This window comes from Flavobacterium pygoscelis (genome assembly GCF_023162025.1).
GTDB lineage: Bacteria > Bacteroidota > Bacteroidia > Flavobacteriales > Flavobacteriaceae > Flavobacterium > Flavobacterium pygoscelis.
In genome coordinates this window covers 1-433 of the sequence record NZ_JALNUB010000047.1, presented here as the reverse complement: position 1 = coordinate 433, position 433 = coordinate 1, and the positions used below count along the sequence as shown (strand labels likewise).

The 433-nt window shown below is 34.9% G+C and carries 1 protein-coding gene; it reads left to right on the top strand.

Annotation, left to right across the window (positions count from 1 at the left end; translation table 11 throughout):
- Positions 1-433: lysophospholipid acyltransferase family protein (locus MW871_RS16310; protein WP_248429441.1), on the top strand; the 433-nt coding region annotated here is incomplete at both ends.

The window sequence follows — 433 nt, the reverse complement described above, 5'->3', positions numbered from 1 at the left end:
TTTTTGAAGAGGGTAAAAGTTATATGTTGATAGCAAATCACACGTCAATGATGGATATTATGATGATGTTGGTTGCTGTAAAAAATCATCCCTTTGTTTTTGTAGGAAAAAAAGAATTGGCTAAAATTCCACTATTTGGATTTATCTATAAAAGAGTTTGTATTTTGGTTGATCGTGGCAACAGTAAAAGTCGTTATCAAGTTTTTGAACGGGCCCAAAGCAGAATCAAACAAGGATTGAGTATTTGTATTTTTCCCGAAGGCGGTGTTCCTGATGATGAAAGTATAGTGCTCGACGAGTTTAAAGATGGTGCTTTTAGAATTGCAATTGAACATCAATTACCGATTGTGCCGCTTGTTTTTTTTGATAATAAAAAGCGACTTTCTTATACTTTTTTCAGCGGAAGTCCGGGAAGAATGCGCGCTAAAATTTG